General features: G+C 71.1%; 1 pseudogene (only partly in view). It reads left to right on the plus strand.

Annotated features, from left to right (window positions below):
• A pseudogene (locus ADK55_RS25790) lies at positions 1–1,002 on the plus strand (acetyl-CoA carboxylase biotin carboxylase subunit) (its annotated part extends 308 nt beyond the left edge of the window); the annotation flags it as partial.

Genomic DNA, 1,002 nt, shown 5'->3' on the forward strand with positions numbered 1-1,002 from the left:
CACATCGCCCAACGCGCCGGCGCCCCGCTGGTCGCCGGGACCCCCGACCCGGTCTCCGGGTCGGAGGAGGTCGTGGCGTTCGCGAAGGAACACGGCCTCCCGATCGCGATCAAGGCCGCGTTCGGTGGCGGCGGTCGCGGCCTGAAGGTCGCCCGGACCCTCGAAGAGGTCCCCGAACTGTACGACTCCGCCGTGCGTGAGGCCGTCGCCGCGTTCGGGCGTGGTGAGTGCTTCGTCGAGCGTTACCTCGACAAGCCGCGTCACGTGGAGACGCAGTGCCTGGCCGACACCCACGGCAACGTCGTGGTCGTCTCCACCCGTGACTGCTCGCTCCAACGCCGCCACCAGAAACTGGTCGAGGAGGCCCCGGCGCCGTTCCTGACGGACGCCCAGAACGCCGAGCTGTACGCCGCCTCCAAGGCCATCCTGAAGGAAGCCGGCTACGTCGGCGCGGGCACCGTGGAGTTCCTGGTCTCCGCCGACGGCCTGATCTCCTTCCTGGAGGTCAACACCCGCCTCCAGGTCGAACACCCCGTCACCGAGGAGGTCACCGGCCTCGACCTCGTCCGGGAGATGTTCCGCATCGCCGACGGCGAGCCCCTCGGCTACGGCGATCCGGTACTGCGCGGACACTCCTTCGAGTTCCGCATCAACGGCGAGGACCCCGGCCGCGGCTTCCTGCCCGCCCCCGGCACCGTCACCCGCTTCGCCCCGCCGTCGGGTCCCGGCGTCCGCCTCGACGCGGGCGTCGAATCCGGCTCCGTCATCGGCCCCGCCTGGGACTCCCTCCTCGCCAAGCTGATCGTCACCGGCGCCACCCGCGAACAGGCCCTCCAGCGCGCGGCCCGCGCACTCGCCGAGTTCGAGATCGAGGGCATGGCCACCGCCCTCCCCTTCCACCGCGCCGTCGTCACCGACCCCGCCTTCGCCCCCACCGAAGGACCCTTCACGGTCCACACCCGCTGGATCGAAACCGAGTTCGTCAACGACATCAAGGCGTTC

Source organism: Streptomyces sp. WM4235 (assembly GCF_001279725.1).
Lineage (GTDB): Bacteria > Actinomycetota > Actinomycetes > Streptomycetales > Streptomycetaceae > Streptomyces.